This is a genomic window from Nocardioides albidus, from assembly GCF_006335005.1.
In the GTDB taxonomy this organism is placed as follows: Bacteria; Actinomycetota; Actinomycetes; order Propionibacteriales; family Nocardioidaceae; genus Nocardioides; species Nocardioides albidus.
In genome coordinates this window covers 523777-541633 of the sequence record NZ_VDMP01000026.1, presented here as the reverse complement: position 1 = coordinate 541633, position 17857 = coordinate 523777, and the positions used below count along the sequence as shown (strand labels likewise).

Sequence of the window (17857 nt, the reverse complement as noted above, 5' to 3'; positions counted from 1 at the left end):
TACGCCGCCAACACCGGTCGGCGGATGGACCTCGACCACGCGATCCCCCACGCTGAGGGCGGTCCCACCGCCGTCGGCAACCTCGGTCCCCTCACACGGACCCATCACCGGATCAAGACCCACGACAAGTGGGAGGTGCGACATCCGTTCCCCGGGATCGTGATCTGGCGCGATCCCCACGGGGCCCACTACCTCATCGATCCGACCGGCACGAGACGCATCACCCCCACCCCGGCAGGTGACACCCCGACCCGCATGGAGACCTACGCGACCACCTTCGCCCTCAACTACCTCGCCGCCTGAGGAGGTCCGAGCCCGGGGCCGGTCTTCTCAGGTGCGGTGGCCCAGGTTGCGGTAGAGCTGGAGCTCGGCGCAAAGGCGGGAGGGCAGCGGGGCGCCGAGGCGCTCGATGGTGAGCGCGTAGTGCTCCAGCGCGGCGACCAGGTTCTGGCGGAGCGGATCGACGTCGGGACGCGCTCCACGGCGGCGGGCGTCCTCGAGCTGGGCGCGGGCGGACGCGACCTCGGCCTGACAGGCCGCCAGCACGGCCCGATCGTCCCGCTGGTTGCGCGGGTCGCGCTTCTGCGAGGCCTCCATGCTGTACTCCGGTCTGCGCCGTCCGGCTGGCGCACGATGCGCGAGGGGCGACAGGCATCCCCATCCTACGCGAGGTGCAGGATGGGGATGGTCGCTATCGAGACGCCCGGGTCAGGGACGGACCCCGTGCTGGAGCTGGTCCGCGTCGTGCTTGGTCAGCTCGCGCAGGGCCGCCGGGGGCACGCGACGCCAGTGGCCGGGGCGCACCTCGACCCAGACCGGCTCCTCGCGATTGGCGAGCGGCGCGCCGTACCCGACCGTGCCGCCGCGGAAGCTCAGGTTGGCCCAGTTGTCCTGCGCCGTCAGCAGGCCCGTGCTTCCGGACTTGTTGATGTCGGCCTTGACGGTCCCGGACACCGAGCCGCCGCAGTTCCAGTCGATGCCGCCCGCGGCGTCGCCGCTGGTGCGGGCCGCGTTGGTGCGCGGGCAGTACCAGGTCGTCCGCCAGCCGGCGGCGGTCGCACCGAGCCCCTTCGACTCGACGAGGGCCCGCTCGTCCAAGGCGGCGTGGGCGTCGTCGGAGTAGCCGAAGTACGCCGGTCCCGAGGTCCGCGGGACGCCGCCGAACTGGAAGGAGTAGTTCATGACGCTGAGGTAGTTGGGCTTGTAGTGGACGTTGTCGCTGCCCCCGTGGCGCAGGCCGAGCGTGTGCCCGAGCTCGTGGACGAAGGTGCCCACGAGCCGGTCCTCGGTGCGGTTCCAGTTGCACGAGTCGCCCATCGTGACGACGAAGGTGTCGGCCGGGATGCCCAGCGCGACGCCGCTGCTGCAGCCGGTGTTGTAGCGGTCGGCCCAGACCATGTAGCGGAAGACGTCGGCCCGGGCGGAGGCGAAGTGGGCGCTGCGCAGCGCCTGGATCTCCTCGACGTACGGCGACAGGTCGGTGTCGAGCGGGACCTCGCCGGCCCCGCCGAGGGCGTAGGCGCTGGTGCCCGCGTAGGAGCCGCCGTCGAGGTGGATCCGGATGCCGCCGACACCGTCCGGGTTGGTGACCGGCGCGGCCGCGAAGACCGAGACGATCCGGTCGAGCACGGTCACCGCCGGACGCAGGCCCGGCATCCAGTCCGTCTCCACGAACAGGTCCTTGTGCAGCGGGCTCGCGCCCATCGCCGGCAGGTCGACGTCGACGACGCCGTCGGCGTTCGCGTCGTAGCCGGAGGTCTCCCAGGTGTCGAGGAGGCCGTCCCCGTCGGTGTCCGTGGTCGCGGCCACGGCCGCGGCGGGCCGCACCGCCTCGGACGGCGGAGCGGCGAGGGGGGCGAGGCAGGCCGCGACGGCGAGGGCGCCGAGGCACGCGCTCACCGGGCGGCGGACGGAGGTGCGGAGGGTCATGGAGTCTCCCGAGATCGAGGGGTCGGACAGGGGGTCGGACAAGGGGTCAGGCGACGGGGCCGAAGATCCCGAGCGGCACATGTACGACATGCACGCCACCCGCGGTGATCGCGTCCCGTACGGCGGGAGCCAGGTCGGCGGCAGCGGCGACCCGCGTGCCGTGGCCGCCGAAGGCGACGCCCAGGGCGGCCCAGTCGGGCTGGTGGAGGTCGACGCCGATGGGTGCGATCCCGCGGTCCGCCTCGTTCTGCTTGATCTCCGCGTAGCCGCCGTTGTCGACGCACACGACGACGAGGTCGAGGCGCTGCTCGACGGCGGTGGCCAGCTCCTGGATCGCGAACATCAGCGCGCCGTCGCCCGCGACGCAGACGACGGGACGCTCGGGAGCGGCGACCTTGGCGCCGATCGCGGCCGGCAGGCCGTAGCCGAGGGTCGCGTAGGCCGGCATGTAGAGGAACGAGTGCGGCCGGTCCTGGGCGATCGAGGAGGTGCCGAAGTAGGTGATCTGGGAGGAGTCGCCGGCGACGATCGTGTCGGCGGGCATGCCGGCCACCAGCTCGGTCGTGAGGGCCACCAGCGGCGGCGCGGTCTCGGCGGCCTGGGCCCGGACCTCCTCCCGCAGCGCCGCGGCGCCGGCGGCACCGCGGCCCCGGCCGGCGACGCCGGCCTGCTCGAGGGCGGCGACGAGCTGGGGGACGACGGCCGCGCTGTCGCCGACCAGACGGACGTCGGCGGACAGGTTGGCGTCCATCTGGCCGTCCAGGACGTCGATGCGCACGACGGTCCCGGCAGGCTCGACCAAGCCCCCCCAGAGCTCGGCCTCGCCCACCTTCGACCCGAGTACAAGGAGGACATCGGCACCGCTGCACACCTTCTGCGCGGCAGGGGTGCGGATGTCGGCGCCCAACGACAGCGGGTGCGACTCGGGCACCGCTGCCTTGCCGTTGAGTGTGGTGACGACCGGCGCGTCGAGGAGCTCGACCAGCCGCCGGACGGCGTCGCCGGCGCGCAGCGAGCCGCCGCCGGCGAGGACCACGACATCGGACGCGGCGCTGAGAGCCTCCACCGCCGCGGCGATCGAGTCCGCGTCCGCGAGTGCCGGTGCCGGCGCGGGGCGGGCCGCCAGCAGCTCGGCGGGCAGATCGGCCTCGGCCTCGAGCACGTCGAGCGGGATCTCGATGTGGACCGGCCGGGGCCGGGAGGTGCGGAACAGCTCGAAGGCGTCGTGGACGGCCGCGACCGCCTCCTCGGCGCTGGCCACCCGCCGGCTCCACTGCATGACGGCCGCCGCGGCACCGCTGGTGTCCTTGGTCTCGTGCAGGGTGCCGCGGTCGGCGCCCTCCTGGCCGAGCGCGGGACCGGGTGAGAGGACGATCATCGGCCGGGACTCGCAGTAGGCCGTCGCGGCGGCGGACAGGGCGTTGAGCAGGCCCGGGCCGGACGTCGTGACCACGACGCCGGGCAGGCCGGTCTGCTGGGCCCAGCCGTCGGCGGCGTACCCGGCGCCCTGCTCGTGCCGGGTGGTCACCGGGTGGATCCCGAGCTCGGGCAGGTGCCGGTAGAGCTCGAGGTTGTGCGTGCCGGGGATGCCGAAGATCGTGTCGACGCCGTAGCCGCGCAGCGCGGTCATGACGGCCAGGCCGGTGTTCTTCACGCTGCTCGACGTGGTGCTCATGCGGAGGTCTCCTTCGTGTGCCGGACGACGCCGCCCACCCACGTCTGCAGGACGTCGATCGAGGCGATCTCATCGGATGGTACGGCGAGCGGGTCGCCCGCGAGGACGGTGAAGTCGGCACGCTTGCCGGGCCTGATCGAGCCGAGGTCGTCCTCGCGCCCGATCGCGTGGGCCGCGTTGATGGTGTGCGCCCGCAGCGCCTCCTCGGCGGTGATGGCCAGGGAGGCCGGGCCGAGGGTGACGCCGCGGCGGGTCACCCGGGTGACGGCGGCCTGGATCGCCTCCATCGGCAGCGGGTCGGCGACCGGCGCGTCGGAGCTGATCGTCACCGGGACGCCGGCCTTGGCGAACTCGCCGAGCGGGTTGAACCGCTCCCCCGGCGTGCCGACGGCGGCGGTGACGCCCTCGCCCCAGTTGTAGTGGTGCTGCGGCTGGTTGACCGGCCAGATGCCGGCGACGGCCATCCGGTCGATCTGCTCGGGCGTGGGCAGCCCGCAGTGCTCGATCCGGTGCCGGGCGTCGTCGTCGGGCCGCTCGGCCTGGGCGGCCTCGATGGCGGCGACGACCATCTCGATCGCCGTCGGCGACTGCGCGTGGGTGGCGGTCTGCAGGCCGACCGCGTGGGCGCGGCGGATGAGGTCGGCGTACTCCTCCGGCTGGTGGTAGAGCTGCCCGGTCCGGCAGGGGTCGCCGACGTAGCCGTCGGGGAAGTACGCCGTCCAGCCGCCCAGGGTGCCGTCGGCGTAGAGCTTGATGCCGGCGAAGCTGAGCACGTCGTTGCCGAACGCGGCGTGCAGGCCCATCTCGAGGGCCTCGTCGAGCAGGTGCGAGAGGAGGTACATGCTCACCCGGGTGTGCAGGCCGCCCTCGGCCGCGAGCCGCAGGTACATGTCGAGCTCGCGGCGCGAGACCTGCGCGTCGCCGATCGTCGTGACGCCACCGGCGAGGAAGCGCTCCTGCGCGGCGGCGAGCTGGCGCAGGTGCTCCTCGGGCTCGTCGGCGAGGTGGAAGTTCGGGCCGTGGTGGCCGATCTTGACACCGTGCAGGCCGGTGAGGACGTTGCAGGCGGCGTCGGACAGCTCGCCGGTGAGCTCACCGTCGGCGTCGCGGAAGAAGACGCCGCCCTGCGGGTCGGGCGTGTCGCGGTCGACGCCGTGCAGCGCGAGGGTGAAGGAGTTGACGACGCCGCCGTGGCCGGAGGCGTTCATCAGGTAGACCTCGCGGTCGGTGGCGACCTCGTCGAGCTCGTGGCGGGTGGGGTGGCGACCCTCGGCGAGGTTGCGGTGCTCGTAGCCGAATCCCCGCACCGGCCGGCCCTCCGGCGTGCGGGAGGCGGCTTCGCGCAGCAGCGCGACGATCTCCGGGATCGAGCCCGCCCGCTCCGGTCCGCAGTCGACCCAGGTCATCATCTGGCCGAGCATCAGCGGGTGGGCGTGGGCGTCGATGAAGCCCGGCACGAGCGTCGCGCCCCCGAGGTCGACGGTCCGGAGCTCCCCGGCCAGGTCGGCCGCGGCGGCCCGGCACTCGGCCAGCGTGCCGACGGCGACCACGTCGGCGCCGTACACGAGGACCGCCTCGGGTGACGGCCCGTCCTCGAGGGTGTGGATGGTGCCGCCCGTGAGGACGATCGGGGCCGCGTCGGCGGCCGAGCGGTGGAAGGTGGTCAGCTTGCGCATCGGGGACCTCAGAAGACCTTGGCGAGGAACGAGCGGGTGCGCTCGTGCTGCGGGCGGAGGAGGACGTCGTCCGGCGAGCCCTGCTCGACGATCACGCCGCCGTCCATGAACACCACGACGTCGGCGACCTCGCGGGCGAAGCCCATCTCGTGGGTCACCACGATCATGGTCATGCCGTCGGCGGCGAGCTGCTTCATGACGTCGAGGACCTCGCCGACCAGCTCGGGGTCGAGCGCGGAGGTCGGCTCGTCGAAGAGCATGACGTCGGGCTTCATCGACAGCGCCCGCGCGATCGCGACGCGCTGCTGCTGGCCGCCGGAGAGCTGCGAGGGGTAGTTGTCGGCGCGGTCGGCCAGGCCGACCCGGGCGAGCAGCTCGCGGGCCTGCTTCTCCGCCTCGGCCTTCGGCGTCTTCAGCAGCTTGACCGGCCCGACCATGACGTTCTCGAGCGCGGTCATGTGGCCGAACAGGTTGAAGCTCTGGAAGACCATGCCGATCTTGGCCCGGCGGCGGTCGATCTCGGCCTCGGGCGCCTCGACGAGACGGTCGCCGCGCACGTCGTAGCCGACCATCGCACCGTTGACGAGGATCGCGCCGGACGTGGTGACCTCGAGGTGGTTGACGCACCGCAGCAGGGTCGACTTGCCCGAGCCGGAGGGCCCGATCACGCAGACGACCTGTGACGGCTCGACGACGAAGTCGACGCCCTTGAGGACCTCGACGTGGCCGAAGCTCTTGTGGACGTTGAGGAACTCGACGGTGGCGGCCATCTAGCGGCCCTCCCTCACGGTGAGCGGTACGGCGTCGCGCGAGAACCGGCGCTCGAGGCGGCTCTGGCCGAGCCCGACGAGCGTGGTCAGCACGAGGTACCAGATGCTGGCGACGATGAGCAGCGGGATCTGCTCGAGGTTCTTGGCGTAGATCTGCTGGGCGTTGTAGAGCACGTCGCCCACACCGATGACCACGACCAGCGAGGTGGTCTTGAGCATGGCGTTCACGTTGTTGCCGATGGGCGGGATGATCACCTTCATCGCCTGCGGTACGACGACGTGGCGCAGGGTCGCGAGGCCGCTGAAGCCCATCGCCCGGCTGGCCTCGGTCTGCCCCTTGGGCACGCTGAGCAGCCCGGCGCGGACGACCTCGGCGGTGTAGGCCGCCTCGTTGAGGCCGAGACCGAGGATCGCGGCGGTCATCAGCGAGATGACCTGGTTGGTGTCCCAGGAGACGAACATCGGTCCGCCGAACGGGACGCCGAAGCCGACCTCGGGGAAGATCGCGGCGGCGAAGCCCCAGAACAGCAGCTGCACGAGCAGCGGGGTGCCGCGGAAGAACCAGATGTAGCCGCCCGCGACCCCGGAGATCACCCGGCTGTCGCTCATCCGCATCACGGCGAGCAGCAGTCCGCCGACGACACCGATCACCTCGGCGATGACGGTGAGCTGGATGGTGACGAGCAGTCCGGCGAGGATGCGGGTGTCGAAGAGGTACCTGCCGACGACGGGCCAGTCGAAGCCCTCGTTGGTGATCAGGGTGCCGAGCGCCCACGCCAGGGCCAGGAGCAGCAGGGCGACGACGGCGAGCTGGCCGGGACGCCGGCGGCGCAGCACCGGCTTGCCCGACATCGCGACGAGGTCGATCCGCTCGTGCTCGGCGGGGGACAGAGTTGTCATGCCTGGTTCACCCCGGAGGCGTCGATGGCCGCGGCGCTGAGGCCCCAGGCGTCGAGCAGCTCGGCGTAGGTGCCGTCCTCGATCAGCGAGGTGACGGCCGCGGAGATCGCGGCGGCGAGGCCGGTGTCCTTCTTGGTGATCGCGCCGAGGAGCGCGGGCTCGACGAAGATGTCCTCGACGTGGGTGAAGGCGTCGGGCTGGAGCTGGGCGTAGTAGGCGGTGAGGGCGCTGTCGGCGAGCAGGGCGTCGGCGCGGCCGGTGGAGACGGCCTGGTTGACGTTGTCCTGCTGCGGGAGGATCAGCTCGGTGATCTTGCCCAGCCCGGCGTCGGCGCACTGCTTCTGGAAGGCCGGCAGGGTGGTGAGGGCCTGGGTGTTGCCGGTCTGCGCGGCCACCGTCTTGCCGCAGAGGTCGGTGACCGCGGCGACCTTGTCCGGGTTGCCGTGCGGGACGAGCACGGACGTGCCGCTGTTGATGTAGCTGACCATGTCGACCTTCTGCTGACGGTCGGGGGTCACCGAGAACGAGGCCCACGAGGCGTCGTACCGCCCGGCCTCGATGCCGGCGATGATGCCGTTGAAGTCGCCCTTGTCGAACTTCGCGTCGAGGCCCATCTTGCGCGCGACGGCGACCGCGATGTCGGGGTCGAGGCCGACGATGGCGCCCTTGTCGTCGGTGAACTCCATCGGCGCGTACGTCGGGTCCGTCACCACGGTGAGCACGCCGGCGTCCGCGACGGTCGCGGGCACGAGTGCCTCGACCTCGGGGTCGGCCTTCACGGCCTCCGCCTTCTCGCGACCGCCGGTGCCGATGCCGGCCTCCTTCGCCGCGTCCGCGGTGGACTCGGTATTGCTGCATCCCGTGCTGACGGCGCCCAGCGTCAGCAGGGTCAAGGTGGCGAGCGTCGTACGAATGCGAGGCGACATGGCGGACCTTCCATCGGGCAGCCGGAGAGGCTTGCCAACTTCAATATGTTCAACTTATTGTTTGGGTGACCGGGGCCACTGTCAAGGGGTGGGTCCAGATCCGGGAGGAGACGCGATGCCGGCGAAGGGCTCACGACGCGCCTACGCGGTGACCGACGAGGCGATCGCGGAGCGGCGGGCCGACATCCTGCGGCACACCGCGGCGGTGATCGTGGCGAGCGGCGTGGTCGGCTGCACCTTCGCCGCGGTCTCCGAGGCGAGCGGGCACAGCATCGGCCAGCTCCAGCACCACTTCCGCACCCGTGACCGGCTCATCCACGCCTGCATCGAGCACCGCATGAGCGAGGCGCAGAGCGAGTGGCGCGCCATCGCCGAGCGCGACGCCGCCGCGCTGGTCCGGCTCCGCGCCCTGCTCGACTACACCGTCAACGGCGAGAAGGACTTCGCCGACGCGTGGGGCTTCTGGATCGAGATGATGACCGCCGCCCGCCTCGACGCCGAGGTGCGCGAGCAGCTCAACGACCGGCTCGCCCTGTGGCGGGAGTTCTTCGTCGAGGTCCTCACCGACCTTCAGGCCGAGTCCGGAGCCGATCGGAGCGAGCACTCCCCCGAGGACCTCGCCAGCCTCCTCGTCGGCCTCGCCGACGGGCTCGCCGTGCAGACCGTCAACGGCACCTACGCCATGACCCCCGACCGCATGCTGACCCTGCTCCACGACTTCGCCGGCACCGCGCTCGGCCTCGACCTCCGAAAGGCCGCCCGATGACCGCGATCGACGCCACCACCCCCGAGCTGATCCCGTCCCTGCTCCCCTCGCTCCTCGCCGCGCGCGCGGGCGGCTTCCGCCCCTCCCCCGTGCGGGACTTCTGGGAGGTGTCGATGGAGCCCGACGTGATCTCGCTCGCCGGCGGCAACCCCGACCTCTCGGTCCTGCCGCTCGCCGAGCTGGGCGAGGTCGCCACGCGGGCGATCGCCGAGCGCGGCCTCGAGGTCCTCCAGTACGGCGGCGGCGCCGGCACCCCCGGCGCCCGCGAGGCCGCGGCCCGCACGATGGCCGCCGAGGGCGTCGTGGCGGATCCGCAGCACGTGCAGGTGACGGCCGGCTCGCAGATGGCGCTCGACCTCGTGGTCAAGCTGCTGTGCGACCCCGGCGACGTCATCCTTGCCGAGGGGCCGTCGTACGTCGGCGCGATCGGGCTCTTCGTCGGCATGCAGGTCGACGTCGTCCATGTGCCGATCGACGACGACGGCCTGGTGCCTGCCGCCCTGGAGGACACCATCGCCCGGGTGCGCGCCGAGGGCCGGCGGATCAAGGCGCTCTACACGATCCCCAACTTCCACAACCCCAGCGGCGTGACCCTGGCCGCCGAGCGCCGGCCCGAGGTCGTGCGGATCTGCCGCGACGCGGGGATCACGATCATCGAGGACAACCCCTACGGCCTGCTGTCCTTCGACGGCACCAGCCAGCCGAGCCTGCAGGCGATGGATCCCGACAACGTGATCTACCTCGGCTCGTTCTCCAAGGTCGTCGCCCCCGGCCTGCGCGTGGGCTGGGCCGTCGCCCCCGAGCCGATGCGGCGCCCGCTGCAGCTGGCGTCCGAGGCGACGGTCATCTGCGCCTCCGTGCTCAGCCAGGCCGTGGTCGAGGAGTACGTCCTGCGCCACGACTGGCTCGGCGTCCTCGGCCGCGCCCGCAGCCTGTACGCCGGCCGCGCGGCCGCCGTCCTCGGGGCGCTGGCCGCCACCGCGCCCGCGGGCGTGACCTGGTCGGTGCCGCGCGGCGGCTTCTTCACCTGGGTCACCCTGCCGGAGGGCACCGACGTCCACCGGGTCCTCGACGCGGCGATCGATCGCCGGGTCGTGTTCGTCCCCGGCTCCGCGTTCCACGCCGACGGCTCGGGCGCGAACCAGCTGCGACTCGCCTTCTCACTGGAGCAGGAGGACGTGCTCGTCGAGGGCGTCACCCGGCTGATGGCCGCGGTGGCGGAGGTCGCCGGCCTGAACGGCTGAGGCTAGCTCGCTGCGCGGCGGCCGCGCCCGACGAGCCCGCCACCGGTCGCCACCAGGCCGACCCCGGCCAGCAGGAAGCCCAGGTGCGGGCCACCGGTGTTGGGAAGCCCACCGGCGCCGGCCTGGCCACTGCCGCGCACGGCGCCGACGCTGAACCGCACGCTGTCCCGACACCCGGAGAACCGGGCCGGGTCGTCGGGCACGAAGACCGCCCGCGCCCGGTGCTCACCCGCTGCCAGTCGCGGACCACGCACCTCGACCGCGACACCGTCGTACCGGACCTTCTTGGAGAAGTGGTCGTCGACGCCCACTGTCACGGTGCCCCGCGGCTGCACGCTCCCGGCCACGCTCACCTGGACCCGGACCACCACCCGGGCGCCCACGACCTTGGTCGGCACGCTCACCCGGCACGACGTCGGCAGCGCCGGCGTGTAGGGCTCGGCCGACGCGGGGCTCCCCCAGCCCGCCAGGGCGAGCAGGAAGGCGAGGGATGCCGTCACGGCACTCCCCATCACCAGGTAACGACGCATCAGGAACCCCATCTCCCGAAAGATGAACGCGGACGCTTCGATCACACCCTAGCCACGCGCAGCCGGACACGGCCAGCATCACCGGCTCAGGATGGATCGAGGTTGGCGGCCTTGATCCTCTCGAAGACCTCGATGACGGTCTGCGCCTCCTCGTCGGACAGGTGCCGCCCCACCCGATCCCGGATCCCGGCGACGTGGATCCGGGCGGCCGCGCCGAAGACCCGCGTCCCCTCCTCGGTCAGGGTGATCCGGAACGAGCGCCGGTCGGCAGGATCCGGGACGCGCTGGAGCAGCGACCGCTCCTCGAGCCGGTCGATGAGGGAGGTCAGTCCGGCCTTCGTGAGCACCACCTCGTGGGCCAGGTCGGTCATCCTGATGCCCGACGGGCCGGCCTCGAAGACATGCAGCAGCGCGTCGTACGTGCGGTTGTCGATGCCGGCCTGCTCGCGGAAGTCCTCGTCGAACCGCGCGAGCAGGATCGCGTTCGCCTCCATGGCCGCCTTCCAGGCACGGCGCCTCGGGTCGGCGGTGTCGCCGCGCGGGCCCAGCGAGCCTTGACGACGTCTCGGAGCGGACTTACCGTTCATATCGTACGCAGTCTAACTATCCGACGCCTGACTATCCACCACCGCCACGCGCCGGCCGCGCTGACGAGGAGAAGCAGGACATGAACGCACAGACCGACACACCCCCGCCCGTCACGATGCTCCGGATGTTGACCGGCTACTGGATCTCCAAGGCGCTTTCCGTCGCCGCGGAGCTGGGGGTGGCCGACCAACTGAAGGACGGCCGGCGATCCGCCAGCGACCTCGCCGCGACCTGCGGTGCGGATCCGGCCAGCCTCTACCGACTGCTGCGGGCACTGGCCGGCGTCGGCGTCTTCACCGAGGGCGACGACGGCCGCTTCGGACTCACCCCCCTGGCCGAGCTGCTGCGGACGGACACGCCGGGCTCGATGCGGGCCCTCGCCCGGATGTACGGGTCCGAGCAGTTCGAGGCGTGGGCCGGGCTCGAAGGAAGCATCAGGACAGGGGATCCGAGCTTCGAGCGGATCTTCGGCGCGACGTACTTCGACCACCTCGAGAGCCATCCGCGCTCCAGCGCGGTGTTCAACGACGCCATGACCGGCTGGACGGCCCAGCTGGCCGATGCGGTGGTCGGGGCCTACGACTTCAGTAGATCGCGACAGGTCGTCGACGTGGGGGGCGGCCTCGGACTGCTGCTCAGCACGATCCTGCGCGCCAACCAGGCCACCGAGGGAGTGCTCTTCGAGCTGCCCCACGTTGCCGCCGACGCCACGGCCTTCCTGGACAAGGCCGGCGTCGGGGACCGCTCCTCCGCGGTGGGTGGCGACTTCTTCGAGTCGGTCCCGGAGGGCGGCACCACCTACGTGGTCGCCCAGATCCTCCACGACTGGGACGACGAGCACAGCGGACGGATCCTGCGCAACTGCCGGCGAGCCATCCATCCCGACGGCAGGCTCCTCGTGGTCGAGCAGGTGATCCCGCCGGCCGACGAGAACTCGCTCGGCAAGTGGCTCGACCTGCACATGCTCGTCCTGCTGGGAGGCCGCGAACGCACCGAGAGCGAGTACCAGGCACTGCTGGCGACGGCCGGCTTCGAGCTGAACCGCGTGATCCCGACGGCGGCGGGCGCGAGCGTCCTCGAGGCCGCCCCGGCGTGAGGTCCGTCAGGGCCACCCCACGACGCGGTCGATCACCGCCTGCGACACCGAGTGGTACGACGGCCGGGCCGTCGCGTAGATCTCGCGCGCCCGGGCGAGCCCCCGCTCGGTGCCGGCGAGCTTCTCGTAGACGCGCCGGATGTAGAGGGCGCGCCCGTGCCGGGTCAGGAAGTCCTCGAGCGCCCGGTCGACGGCGGGCTGCTCGAAGACGTAGCCGGACTCGCCGGCCAGCTCGAGCCAGGCAGTGGCGATCTCGATGTTGCCGCTGGCGCTGAACCCGAACGCGTCGTCCACCGCCGCCAACGTCGCCGGCGGGCTGTCGACCGGCAGGGCCCGCACGAAGTGCACCCACTGCTGGCTGACCCAGCCGGCGGTGTCGAGCGCGGCGACATCTCCCCCGTCCACCAGCACGGCGACCTGCTCGTCGACCCGGTCGAACGCGTCGGAGGCGAACTCCGGGGCGTTCGGCGGGACGCCCGGCCCGTGGACCCATGCCTCCAGCTGCAGGTCCTCGTCGCTGACGCCGGCCGGCTCCAGCAGCTCGGTCCGCAGGTGGGCGAGGAAGGTCGCGGTGTCCATCGACTCGAACGCGAAGGTGTCGAAGTAGGAGCGCAGGAACGCGTCGAATCGCTCCCGCCCGACCGTCGCCTCGATGAGCCGCAGGAACAGCGATCCCTTCTCGTAGGGGATCTTCGTCGGCCCGTCGTCGGGGTCGCGGCCCGCCAGGTCGAGCTCCAGCCAGGTGTCGCGCGGCTCCTCGTCGGCCACCGCCCGGTCGAGGTCCTGGCGACCGAGTCGCAGCAGCATGTCGGTGTAGGGGCCGCCGTACAGCTCCTCGTCGATGCGGGTCTCGAAGTAGACCGTGAAGCCCTCGTTGAGCCAGATGTCGTTCCACGTCGCGTTGGTGACGAGATTGCCCGACCAGGAGTGGGCCAGCTCGTGGGCGATCAGCGTCACGAGGGAGCGGTCTCCGGCGAGGATCGTCGGGGTCGCGAAGGTGAGCCGCGGGTTCTCCATGCCGCCGTACGGGAAGCTCGGCGGCAGCACGAGGATGTCGTAGCGCCCCCAGCGGTAGGGGCCGTAGAGCCGCTCGGCCGCCTCGATCATCGCCTCGGTGTCGGCGAACTCCCAGGCGGCTCCGTCGACGACCGACGGCTCGGCGTACACGCCGCTGCGGCCGCCGAGCTCACGGAACTCGAGGTCGCCGACCGCCAGCGCGATGAGGTACGACGGCACGGGCTGCGGCATCGAGAACCGGTAGCTGCCGTCGGCGGACCGCTCGACCGGGTTCTCCGCGCTCATCAGGGCCATCAACTCCGGGGGGACCCGCACCCTGGCGTCGTAGGTGACGCGGACGGCCGGGCTGTCCTGGCACGGGATCCAGGTGCGGGCGAGGATCGGCTGCGCCTGCGTGAACAGGAACGGCTTGCCCGAGGCGGTCTGCTGCGGCTCGAGCCACTGCATCGCCCGCGCCTCGGGGCTGGTCGCGTAGTGCACGACCACGCGGTCGGCCGTGCCGACCTCGATCGTGAGCGCGCTGCCGAGGACCGGGTCGTGCTCGCCCACCTCGAACGACAGGTCACCGCCGTCGGCGCTGCGGACCGCCGTGACGTCGAGCCGCCAAGTGTCGAGGACCAGCTGCGTCGCGTCCGCCGTGCGGTGCTCGAGGTCGAGCGTGGCGGTGCCGCTCAGCCGTCGGTTCGCGAAGTCGACGTCGAGGTCGAACGAGCTGTGGCGGACGACGACCTCGTTGGGTCGCGATCGGGAGTGGGGGTCGGCGATGAAGGACCTGGTCACCACACGAACCTACGGCCTTCCGCCCTACAGGCGCGGGTCGACGGGCTCCGACTCGAGCGCGAGGACGGCGAACACCGCCTGGTGCACCTTCCACAGCGGCTCGTGGTCGACGAACGCGGTGAGTGCCTCGATGCCGAGACCATGCTCCCGAAGGGCCAGCTGGCGCTTCTTGCCGAGGTGTCGCTGGCGGAGGACGTCGAGCGCGTCGGTGTAGTCGGGGCCGTAGATGATCCGCAGATACTCGCGTCCGCGCACCTTGATGCCGGGCTGGACGCGTCCCTCGGTGAGGTGCGCGGGCTTGACGACCATGCCCTCTCCCCCGCCGGCCGTGAGGTCGAGCCACCACCGGGTGGCCGCCTCCCGCTCCGCGGCCGAGGCGAGGTCGACGTACCGATGGCGGGTCGGCGTGATCAGCTCGCCCTCCAGCTTGGCGAGCTCGGCGAGATGCCACTCGTGGGACTCGGTGAGGGCGAGTGCCCGGCCCTCGCACGCGAGGATCTGGAACGGCGCCAGGGTGACGCCGTCGAGACCGTCGGTCGGTCGGACGTACGCCGCGTAGGCGTCGCGGAACGCCTCCGCGTTCCCCAGCCGACGACGCGACCTCTCCGCGAGCGCGCCGACGTCGAGGCCTCGCGCCTGCGCGCGCTCGAGCACGCTGAGCGCCTCGGGCAGGACGGCGCGAGCGGCCGCGCCCACCGAGGCGTACTGCGCCTTGATCAGGTCGACGGCCTTCGCCGACCAGGGCAGGAGCTCGCAGTCGAGGGCGAGCCAGTCGGAGTCGAGCGACTCGAAGAGCGGTGCGGCGGTGGCGCGCAGCCGGTCGACGAGCTCGCTGGTGTCCGCGAAGAACGGTCGGCCCGTGCGGGTGTAGACCACACCGGCGCTGCCGTCGCCGATGCCGAAGCGTCGCTCCGCAGCGTCGGCGTCCTTGGCGATCACGGCGATCGCACGGGAGCCCATGTGCTTCTCCTCGCACACCACGCGGGTGACTCCCCAGCCGGCGTACTCCTCGAACGCCTGCTCCGGATGCTCCAGGAAGCCCTCGATCTCGGCCGTCGCGACCGGGGACATCGTCGGCGGGAGATAGATCAGCCAGCGTGGGTCGACCGCGAAGCGGCTCATGATCTCGAGCGCCGCGGCGGCGTTCTCCTCGGGGATCTTGACCTTGCCCGCATGCGTGGTCTCGAGCCAGCGCGTTCCGGCGACGTCGCCGATCCTGAGTACGGACGGCTCGCGATCGCCGGACGCCGCCGCGAGAGGGCGCACCGGCTCGTACCACTGCTGCTCCGCGGGCACCGAGACGATCTCGCGCTCGGGATAGCGAAGCGCGGTGAGCTCGCCGCCGAAGACGACGCCGGTGTCGAGGCAGATCGTGTTGTTGATCCACTCCGCCTTGGGGACCGGGGTGTGGCCGTAGACGACCATCGCCCGACCGCGGTACTCCTGCGCCCACGGATAGCGGACGGGCAGGCCGTACTCGTCGGTCTCGCCGGTGGTGTCGCCGTACAGGGCGAACGAGCGGACGCGGCCGGAGGAGCGTCCGTGGTAGGCCTCCTTGAGTCCGGCATGGGCGACGACGAGCCTGCCGTCGTCGAGGACGTAGTGGCTGATGAGGCCGTCCATGAACGCCAGCGCCTGCTCGCGGAAGTCCGCCGGCTCGTCCTCGAGCTGGGCCAGCGACTCGGCCAGGCCATGCGCGACGGTGACCTTCGAGCCGCGCAGAGCGCGCACGAGCTTGGCCTCGTGGTTCCCGGAGACGCACAGGGCGTGACCGGAGGCGACCATGCCCATGACGAGGCGCAGCACACCGGGAGTGTCGGGACCACGGTCGACCAGGTCGCCGACGAAGACGGCCTGCCGGCCCTCGGGATGGGTGGCGCCGACCGCCTGGTCGCCGTCGTACCGGATCGTCCAGCCGAGCTCGGTGAGCAGGGTGCGGAGCTCGGAGGCGCAGCCGTGGACGTCCCCGATGACGTCGAAGGGGCCGTGCACCTCCTTCCGGTCGTTCCAGGGCCGCTCGCGCACGATCTCCACGGTCTCGACCTGATCGGTGCCGCGCAGGACGTGGACGCGTCGGAAGCCCTCCTTGTCGAGACGGCGGAAGGATCGCTTGAGGTCGCGCTGTTGCCGGGCGACGACGTGCGGGCCGAAGTCCCTGTCCGGACGGGCCTTGTTGCGCTCCTGCGCGAGTGACTCGGGAACGTCGATCACGACGGCGTCGACGAGGACGTCGTGGCTCTTGGCCAGCTTGACCAGCGCGGCGCGCGCGGCCGGCTGGACGTTGGTGGCGTCCACGACGGTGAGCAGTCCTCGGCGAAGCCGCGTCCCGACGATGTAGTGCAGGACGTCGAAGGCGTCGGCCGTGGCCGACTGGTCGTTCTCGTCGTCGGCGACGAGTCCGCGGCAGAAGTCGCTGGAGACGACCTCGGTGGGCTTGAAGTGGGTGCGGGCGAACGTCGACTTGCCGCTGCCCGAGACCCCGATCAGGACGACCAGGCCCATGGCGGGGACAGTGACCTGCTGCGCGGTCGGGTCAGTCATCGGTGCCCTCCTTCCGGGTGAAGACGGCCATCTGGGTCGGGGTGCCGAGGGCGGGATCAAGCTCGCCGATGCCGCGGCGCTCCACGGCATAGCCGTACGTCGAGGCGACGCGGTCGGACCACTGCGCGAACTCGTCGCGGGTCCACTCGAAGCGGTGGTCGGGGTGCCGCATGCCGACGAGCCCCTCGTAGAGGACGTTGTACTCGCCGTTGGGGGTGGTCACGACGACCGCGCCGGGCTGGGCTGCGCCGAAGACGACACGCTCGAGGGCTTCGAGTCGCGGCAGGTCGACGTGCTCGACGACCTCCATGAGCACCGCGGCGTCGAATCCCGCGTAGCGCTCGTCCTCGTAGGTGAGCGCGCCGTGGAACAGCTGGACCCGCTCGGCCTGCCGCTCGCTCATCCGGTCGACGTGGAGGCGCCGGGCGGCGTACTGCAGCGACCGGGTGGAGACGTCGGAGCCCGCGATGCGCGCGAACGCCGGGGTCCTGACGAGGCGGTCGAGGAACTGGCCGGGGCCGCAGCCCAGGTCGATCACGGACCGCGCACCGAGGTCGAGGAGCACCTGGTGCACGGCGTCGTGTCGCTGTGTGTTGAGCGGAACGCGCTCGGCCGCGGGTCGGCGGACCTCTTCGTCCTCAGCGGGCTCGATGGCCTCCTCCACCTCGTCGCCGAGCTCGGCGAGTCGGGCGAGGGCGGTGCGGGTCAGAGCGCCGCGGCGTCCGAGGTAGCGACGGGTGATCAGAGTGGCGTCGGGATGGGTGGCGAGCCACGCCCCGCCCGACCGCAGCAGCTTGTCGACCTCGTCGGGTCCTTGCCAGTAGTGCTTGGACTCGTCCAGGACGGGCAGCAGGACGTGGAGCTGGTTGAGCGCGTCGGCGAGTCGGACGGTGCCGGTGAGTCGCAGCCGGACGTAGCGGGAGTCCCCCCATTCGGCGAACGCGTCGTCGAGCGGGACGGGGTCGGCCTCGACCGCCCACCCGAGGGGCTCGAAGAGCCGGTGGGCGATCTCGGATCCGCCACGGCACGGCAGGACGGGGATGACGATCTCCAGCGGGATCGCGGAGTCGGCGAGCTCCTGGCGCGCGTTGCAGCGACCGCTGCGGGCCGTGCTGAAGACGTCGGCCATCGCCACGCCGAGCAGTGACGAGGCGGCGTACGAGCGGTCGTTGACGTACTGGGCGAGGCTGAAGTCCGGGGCGTTCCTGCCGCGCGACCGGGCGAGCCGGAGCGGGTCGACGTCGAGCAGGAGCGCGACGGTGCAGCGCTCGTCGCCGGCCTCCGGGTAGAGGACGGTGACGGTGCCGAACGACTGCTTGAACTGCTGCACCCGGTCGGGATGCTTATGCAGGAGGTAGCCGAGGTCGGTCGCCGGCTGATGAGTGGTCGTCACGGTCAGCAGCACAGCGTCATCCTGTC

16 protein-coding genes are annotated in these 17857 nt (G+C 71.8%); 4 read left to right on the top strand and 12 right to left on the bottom strand.

What is annotated here, in order from left to right; genetic code table 11:
- Nucleotides 1–303: HNH endonuclease signature motif containing protein (locus tag FHP29_RS18390; protein ID WP_192904044.1), on the top strand; the 303-nt coding region annotated here is incomplete at its 5' end.
- Between the two features lie 27 nt (nt 304–330).
- Here the strand turns inward: FHP29_RS18390 and FHP29_RS18385 are convergent.
- From FHP29_RS18385 to FHP29_RS18355, 7 genes are all read right to left on the bottom strand, one after another.
- The gene (locus tag FHP29_RS18385; protein ID WP_139624293.1) at nt 331–597 is read right to left on the bottom strand and encodes a hypothetical protein; all 267 of its coding nucleotides are present in this window, start codon (nt 595–597) and stop codon (nt 331–333) included.
- A gap of 111 nt (nt 598–708) precedes the next feature.
- Nucleotides 709–1929 carry a zinc metalloprotease gene (locus tag FHP29_RS18380; protein ID WP_205014238.1) on the bottom strand — a complete coding sequence of 407 codons (1221 nt, stop codon included), beginning with the start codon at nt 1927–1929 and terminating at the stop codon, nt 709–711.
- 46 nt (nt 1930–1975) lie between these two features.
- On the bottom strand, nt 1976–3604 hold the full coding sequence (locus FHP29_RS18375; protein ID WP_205014236.1) for a thiamine pyrophosphate-binding protein: 1629 nt from the start codon (nt 3602–3604) through the stop codon (nt 1976–1978).
- On the bottom strand, nt 3601–5280 hold the full coding sequence (locus tag FHP29_RS18370) for an amidohydrolase (protein WP_139624292.1): 1680 nt from the start codon (nt 5278–5280) through the stop codon (nt 3601–3603). The genes FHP29_RS18375 and FHP29_RS18370 overlap by 4 nt, the downstream gene beginning before the upstream one ends.
- An 8-nt stretch (nt 5281–5288) precedes the next feature.
- A complete protein-coding gene (locus tag FHP29_RS18365) occupies nt 5289–6050 on the bottom strand; it encodes an amino acid ABC transporter ATP-binding protein (RefSeq protein WP_139624291.1) in 762 nt (253 codons plus the stop codon).
- Nucleotides 6051–6950 (bottom strand): amino acid ABC transporter permease, encoded by a 900-nt coding sequence (locus FHP29_RS18360; RefSeq protein ID WP_240044590.1) that lies wholly within the window; start codon nt 6948–6950, stop codon nt 6051–6053.
- Nucleotides 6947–7876 carry an ABC transporter substrate-binding protein gene (locus tag FHP29_RS18355; protein WP_139624290.1) on the bottom strand — a complete coding sequence of 310 codons (930 nt, stop codon included), beginning with the start codon at nt 7874–7876 and terminating at the stop codon, nt 6947–6949. Before FHP29_RS18355 ends, FHP29_RS18360 begins: the two co-directional genes overlap by 4 nt.
- A 115-nt stretch (nt 7877–7991) precedes the next feature.
- Between FHP29_RS18355 and FHP29_RS21865 the strand changes: the two genes are divergently transcribed.
- On the top strand, nt 7992–8642 hold the full coding sequence (locus FHP29_RS21865) for a TetR/AcrR family transcriptional regulator (protein WP_158296631.1): 651 nt from the start codon (nt 7992–7994) through the stop codon (nt 8640–8642).
- The gene (locus FHP29_RS18345; RefSeq protein ID WP_139624288.1) at nt 8639–9886 is read left to right on the top strand and encodes an aminotransferase-like domain-containing protein; all 1248 of its coding nucleotides are present in this window, start codon (nt 8639–8641) and stop codon (nt 9884–9886) included. Before FHP29_RS21865 ends, FHP29_RS18345 begins: the two co-directional genes overlap by 4 nt.
- 2 nt (nt 9887–9888) lie before the next feature.
- On the opposite strand, the gene FHP29_RS18340 is transcribed toward FHP29_RS18345, so the two are convergent.
- On the bottom strand, nt 9889–10416 hold the full coding sequence (locus FHP29_RS18340; RefSeq protein WP_158296630.1) for an LPXTG cell wall anchor domain-containing protein: 528 nt from the start codon (nt 10414–10416) through the stop codon (nt 9889–9891).
- Between the two features lie 86 nt (nt 10417–10502).
- Nucleotides 10503–10910, bottom strand: coding sequence for a MarR family winged helix-turn-helix transcriptional regulator (locus tag FHP29_RS18335; RefSeq protein ID WP_158296629.1), 408 nt, complete (start codon nt 10908–10910; stop codon nt 10503–10505).
- 173 nt (nt 10911–11083) lie between these two features.
- Here FHP29_RS18335 and FHP29_RS18330 point away from each other — a divergent pair, with 173 nt between their 5' ends.
- Nucleotides 11084–12100, top strand: coding sequence for a methyltransferase (locus tag FHP29_RS18330; RefSeq protein WP_139624285.1), 1017 nt, complete (start codon nt 11084–11086; stop codon nt 12098–12100).
- A gap of 6 nt (nt 12101–12106) precedes the next feature.
- Here the strand turns inward: FHP29_RS18330 and FHP29_RS18325 are convergent, their stop codons facing one another.
- The 3 genes from FHP29_RS18325 to FHP29_RS18315 are packed head-to-tail and all read right to left on the bottom strand — an operon-like array spanning nt 12107 to nt 17843.
- Nucleotides 12107–13897: a M1 family metallopeptidase gene (locus tag FHP29_RS18325; RefSeq protein WP_205014235.1), complete on the bottom strand. Its 1791-nt coding sequence runs from the start codon at nt 13895–13897 to the stop codon at nt 12107–12109.
- A gap of 24 nt (nt 13898–13921) precedes the next feature.
- Nucleotides 13922–16438, bottom strand: coding sequence for a polynucleotide kinase-phosphatase (locus FHP29_RS18320; protein ID WP_139624283.1), 2517 nt, complete (start codon nt 16436–16438; stop codon nt 13922–13924).
- Nucleotides 16431–17843 (bottom strand): 3' terminal RNA ribose 2'-O-methyltransferase Hen1, encoded by a 1413-nt coding sequence (locus FHP29_RS18315; RefSeq protein WP_139624282.1) that lies wholly within the window; start codon nt 17841–17843, stop codon nt 16431–16433. Before FHP29_RS18315 ends, FHP29_RS18320 begins: the two co-directional genes overlap by 8 nt.
- Nucleotides 17844–17857 lie beyond the last annotated feature (14 nt).